This window comes from Rhodoblastus acidophilus (genome assembly GCF_900187365.1).
GTDB classification, from domain to species: Bacteria; Pseudomonadota; Alphaproteobacteria; order Rhizobiales; family Beijerinckiaceae; genus Rhodoblastus; species Rhodoblastus acidophilus.
Genome location: NZ_FYDG01000048.1, coordinates 1 through 5,446, shown reverse-complemented (window position 1 = coordinate 5,446; position 5,446 = coordinate 1). Strand labels below are relative to the sequence as shown.

Here is a 5,446-nt window from a genome sequence, read left to right as displayed (position 1 = left end):
AATGCTTGTAACTGCGTGACATCTGGCCGAGATGTCATTGCTTCGCGGCCTTCTGCCGCGCCCGTTGCGCGGCCTTGCGTTCGGCTGCTGATCTGCGCCTCATCGCAGATGATGAGGTCGAACGCGGGAAGGCCCTTATCGCCGAACTGGGGTTGCGTGAGGTCACGGGGCGAAGGCGATACAGGGCATGGGGGATTCTTTAGTTGTAGTTGCCGGTCGTGAAGTGGCATGGCGCGGTCTCGCAAGTTGATCGGATTACGCGCTGGCTCGAGCTGTACTGACAAAACGGCGAACCGCGACCGCGTGCTCGACCGACTGGAATGGCTTTTGATTCCGGCGCGGGCGCAGGCAGCATCAAACGTTGGATGCGCCCTGGAATGGGATTAACGCGAGGGGCATTTCTGGATGCTTGCGGGGGGCAGTTTTCGGGTCGCGTTGGCTGTTTATGCACTAATAACTGTACCCGCTATCTCGGTCATTTCAGCTCCACGGCAATTGCTTTTGATAACTTGACGAGCATGCAAGTTTCCCGTAGCTACGTAGGGCATCGCGATGTCAACGCTGGATTTAAGAAATCAGCGCAGTAAGAAACGAAGGCGGCGGTCGTGTCGCTGGTGAGTCAACGGGTTACAGTTTCGGAGCATAAAAAGGTGCAAATTGCTGCTTCAAACACATTGCTTGAAAAGCGCGCCGACGCTCTGCTGGTTCCGTGCGCAAGTCGGAAATCGGTGCAAGTTACCGCCGGCGCTTGCGCAATTTCTTTGCCCAACGCGCCGCAACGTGAAGTCGAAACCGCCTGGTTGAGTCTTTTGAGTGCGTTGCCGCCCGAAAGCCCGGCGAGATCCCTTTATTCTGGTCGTGGATTTCATCTGGCGCGTCAAGCGGCCTCCGCGACTGGTGCCGCACTTTATGCTGTTTCAGCGGGTTTGGGGCTGGTCGCGGCGGAAAAAATTGTGCCTGCCTATGGGATTACCGTTGGCGGACGAAGTCGGGATAGTGTCGCTAGCAGAGTGCTGGGCCCGTTTGATGTTGGGGCATGGTGGCGTGCGATCAGTGGTGGCCCATTCGCAACACCTCTGCACGAACTGTTCACCGCAGGTAGTGTGAGGCCGGTCCTAATGGCGCTGACGCAACCTTATGCGCGCATGCTTGCCCCAGTTCTCGATTCACTCGTCGACAGCGATGTCGTTCGCCTCAGAATCGTCGGCGTAAATCTCAAGTCAATTCTACCGCAGCGTTTGTTTGCGCAGATCCTTCCGTATGACGAGCGACTAGATGCAATTTTTCCGGGCACGCGCGCGGATTTCCCTCAACGCGCCATTGCACACTTCGCGTCTGAGGGCCTGTCCGGTGGATCAATCGTAGATGCTAGCGAGCACCAGGTCTGGGTCGAGAATGCGCTTGCTGGTCATGTCCGTCCGGAGCGCCCTGAGCGTCCTCGTTTATCTGACGATGAATTAATGGTTCTGATCGAGCGGCATCTGAGTCCAGGTAGTTCGGTTGGCCGACTCCTGCGGGTGCTGCGAGACGAGGAAAGGGTTGCTTGCGAACAGGCAAGATTCTCACGCCTTTATCGACGCGCAATTGAGCGGAGGGCCGCGTGACCCGCCGCAAGCCAGGATGCGATCCAACACTCTCTGTTCGAGCGCTTCGGACCCAGCAAGCGGACGGCGTAAACGTCTATGCCTTTTTTGTTCCCGGCGCCGATCTCCTCCGGATCGCGGACATCAGTCGTGTTCATCGTGACTCCGAGGGGGCGTTGCAGGGGTTTCAGCGCAAGGAAATCCGCAACCATGTACAGGCCATCGTCCACTTCTTGGATCAGGGTCCGGTACTCTTCCCAAATGCGATTATTCTCGCAATTTCGCCAGATGCAATTTTCACATGCAGTCGCGGCAGCAAACCGGCAGGTGACGTAAAGGCCTCTGAGGCTGGAACCTTGCGCATCCCGGTGCCGCGGAATGGTTCAAAGGCCGCATGGATTGTCGATGGCCAACAGCGCTCGATTGCCCTGGCGCAAGCACGTAATAAGAGTTTTCCAGTACCAGTTGTGGCTTTCGTCTCGGAAGATTTATCGATTCATCGTGAGCAGTTCATTCTCGTCAATAAAGCGCGGCCGCTTCCAACGCGCTTAATCAATGAACTTCTTCCCGAAGTCGGTGCCGACCTCCCTCGTGACTTAGCCCCGCGTAAGATCCCGAGTGAGCTCGTAAACCGACTAAACACCTTGCCTGACTCGCCATTCCGCGGGCTTATCCGTCGCCCATCTGACGATAGTCCGGATGCAGTCATAACCGATTCAGCTCTGATCAAGGTCATACGCAACAGCATGAACAGTCCATTGGGTGCGCTTGCGCCTTATAAGGCGACGCCATCGCGCCCAGCGGATTTCGCCGCGATGTATCATTTGTTGATCTCGTTTTGGACCGCTGTTCGCGATGTCTTTGCTGAGGCTTGGGGACGCCCACCAACCGAAAGTCGCTTGATGCATTCGGCCGGCATTGAAGCTATGGGCTTTCTGATGGATCGCATCATGTCGCGAGCGTCGGGCAATGGAGATCTGCGGCGACACGCCGGCGAGGCGCTTGAACGCATTTCACCACACTGCCATTGGACAGGCGGTCGCTGGCCCGACCTCCAGCGAGATTGGAACGAAATCCAGAGCCTCAGCCGGGATATCCGGCTTCTTTCCGATCAATTGGCGCGCCTCGATCACGAGCATGCCTTCGCAAAGGTTGCGTCATGAAGTTTGTGTTCGCTGATAGTTTAGATTTCGTCGATCCTGCCTACGACTTTGTTGCCGATCGCAACGGGTCTAAGCGGGTAATTCATCGCGATGACGAATTTCCGCACGAATTCCTGGCGGAAGCGCCTTATGACGGCATCTTAGTGTCTCGCGGGATCGTCGGCGATGCGCTCATGCCTGGCAAATACACTGAGGCGCAATTGATGCGTTTCCGACGAGAGGGCGCACGTCGTTTTTTGCGTTATCCAGAAGAGCGGTTTCCTGGCAGCATGATGATCGGCGATTGCGGGGCGTTTACATATCGCAATATGCCAGAACCGCCTTATCACGCTGACGACACAGTCGAGTTCTATGCTGACGGCGGCTTTTCGCATGGCTGCTCGCCCGACCATCTAATCTTCGATTTCGATGACGCGGACAAAGAGCGGTCGAGCGAGGAAGTACCGGCGGAGACGCGCCAGCGCTTTGAAATCACGCTGCAAAACGCCAATGAATTTCGCTCCGCGTCAACGCGACTTGGTCCGCGCTTCACCCCCATGGGCGTTATCCAAGGTTGGTCGGCCCCGAGTATGGCGATCGCCGCGAAGGATTTGGCACGCATGGGATATGATTACCTTGCCGTCGGCGGCACCGTCCCGCTGAAAATAGAGCAATTACAGCGCGCGCTTAAAGCGGTTCGAGACGTTTTGCCCAGCAATGTGCGCCTCCACGTTCTCGGGTTTGGGAAGATTGAGAGCCTCGACGTCCTAGAACGCTTCGGGGTTGCGAGTTTCGACACTACATCGCCCCTAATACGCGCGTTTAAGGACGCTCGCAAAAATTATTGGGTACGCACTCCGGCCGGCGTTCTTTCATACTACACCGCCATTCGAATTCCTCAGGCGATCGAAAATAATCGACTTAAGCAAAAGGCTCGAGAAGGACGGGTTAATCAAGAAGAGATCTTGCGGCTTGAACGTGCGGCATTAGACGGGGTGCGGCGTTTGGAGAAGCGTGAAGCGGACCTGGACGAAACTCTGGACGCGGTCATGGCTTATTGGGAGCAAATAAATTGGGACGACGAAGTCTCGCCGTCGCGACACGCAGATGCGCTTGCCCGACAACGTAAAGCCTATGCCCGCACTTTGGCCGACAGGCCCTGGGAATTCTGCGATTGCCGCGTCTGCCGAGAGGGTGGAATCGAAGCCCTCATTTTTCGAACCTCCAACAGAAACAAGCGGCGCGGAATGCATAATCTTCACGTATTTCACAACCACCTTCGTGATTTTCGCACGGAGGCGGCATGAGCAAGACACGCCTTCAGCATTATGATGTGATCATACCCAAGCAGTGCGAAGGTCTGCCGGTATTCACATTCGCAGCGCGTGCCGTCGACGTAGCGCGTTTCGCCCGCATCGAACGAGCAGGGCGCGACGACGGTGGGATGCTCCAGGGATTTCAACGGCCGCAGATTGCCGGACATATTCGAGAGATCCGGGACTATCTGGAAAAGCCGACAGCAATCCTTCCGAACCCAATCGTGGTGGCATTCACAGGATCCGTAACCCTGGAGCCCTTGCTGCCGATGGACGGCGCAGAGAGTCGCTTTGGTCGGTTAACGATCGATGTTGCATCAGGACCGCCAGGCTGGATCGTCGATGGACAACAACGCTTCACCGCCCTGAGCGAAATGCGTGGCCGCGAATTCGAGGTGCTTGTTTCCGGCTTCATTTGCGATAGCCTGGAAGAATTGCAGCGGCAGTTCATCCTCATCAATAATACGCGTCCGTTGCCCAAGGCGTTGGTTTATGAGTTGTTGCCGCAGGTCGGCGATCTCCCACACCGCATGTCCAATCGAAGCCAAGCGGCCCTGGTAACAGAGGCTCTGAATTACCGACCAGAGTCTTCGCTTAGAGGCATGATTCGTCAGCAGACGAACCCTAAAGGAGTGATCCGGGACACCGTGTTGCAGCGTGTGATCATGAACTCGCTAAGTGACGGTGCCCTAAGGCTTTTCGCGGATGACAATCGTCTTCTTCTCGATCGTGGCGTCCACTTAATAAGCGAGTTTTTTCATGCGGTTAGGCACGTTTTTGCCGAAGATTGGGAAGGCAAAACGCCGAAGACGTCTCGACTTGTTCATGGTGCGGGAATCGTCGCTATGGGCTATGTCATGGAGGCGCTTCACGTATCGACCGGATCTGAAAATCGCGACTCGTTTGCTCGAGGTCTGCGGCTAATCAAGCCTCGAACCGCGTGGAGCGAGGGCGAATGGCAATTCGGCGACGAGCGGCGCCGCTGGAACGGATTGCAGAACGTGCCGTCCGATATTCGACAATTGTCGTTTTATCTCGTAGCCGAATTGAAGCGATCCCTTGCGGAGGTAGAGGCGGCCTAGATGAACTACGCGGTCAACGAGATCTATTATACGCTACAGCGTGAGGGTCGGAATTCCGAGAGGGCTGTGAACTGCTGCCGCTTTGCTGAGTGTAATCCTGAGAGTGTCGGAATTTCCGTGTGATGGCCATTTGGAAGCAAATGGAGGCACCACATGGCGAGACGGAAAGCCCCGCTTATTCCCGATCAGTTGCTCGACCAGCTTCTGGCCGGCGCGGATCCCAAGACGGCCTTTGCGAAAGATGGTCTTCTCGACGAACTGAAGAAGGCGCTCGCCGAACGGGCGCTGAACGCGGAGGTCGACCACCACCTTGACCAGGGCGA

Annotated in this window: 5 protein-coding genes and 1 pseudogene; 5 read left to right on the top strand and 1 reads right to left on the bottom strand. The window is 56.3% G+C overall.

From position 1 onward, the window contains the following. On the bottom strand, positions 1-230 hold a 230-nt coding region (locus tag CFB24_RS23850), incomplete at its 3' end, for a hypothetical protein (protein ID WP_245295409.1). 375 nt (positions 231-605) lie between these two features. Here CFB24_RS23850 and CFB24_RS22895 point away from each other — a divergent pair. From CFB24_RS22895 to CFB24_RS22335, 5 genes and pseudogenes are all read left to right on the top strand, one after another. Beyond that, positions 606-1,604 carry a hypothetical protein gene (locus CFB24_RS22895; RefSeq protein ID WP_141098581.1) on the top strand — a complete coding sequence of 333 codons (999 nt, stop codon included), beginning with the start codon at positions 606-608 and terminating at the stop codon, positions 1,602-1,604. Continuing rightward, positions 1,601-2,746, top strand: a complete 1,146-nt coding sequence (dbpB, locus tag CFB24_RS22015; protein ID WP_088522754.1) for a DGQHR domain-containing protein DpdB — start codon at positions 1,601-1,603, stop codon at positions 2,744-2,746. Before CFB24_RS22895 ends, dbpB (CFB24_RS22015) begins: the two co-directional genes overlap by 4 nt. After that, positions 2,743-4,032: a tRNA-guanine transglycosylase DpdA gene (gene dpdA, locus CFB24_RS22010; RefSeq protein ID WP_088522753.1), complete on the top strand. Its 1,290-nt coding sequence runs from the start codon at positions 2,743-2,745 to the stop codon at positions 4,030-4,032. The genes dbpB (CFB24_RS22015) and dpdA overlap by 4 nt, the downstream gene beginning before the upstream one ends. Continuing rightward, a complete protein-coding gene (gene dbpB, locus CFB24_RS22005; RefSeq protein WP_088522752.1) occupies positions 4,029-5,123 on the top strand; it encodes a DGQHR domain-containing protein DpdB in 1,095 nt (364 codons plus the stop codon). The genes dpdA and dbpB (CFB24_RS22005) overlap by 4 nt, the downstream gene beginning before the upstream one ends. 153 nt (positions 5,124-5,276) lie before the next feature. Beyond that, positions 5,277-5,446: pseudogene (locus tag CFB24_RS22335) on the top strand (IS256 family transposase); the annotation flags it as partial.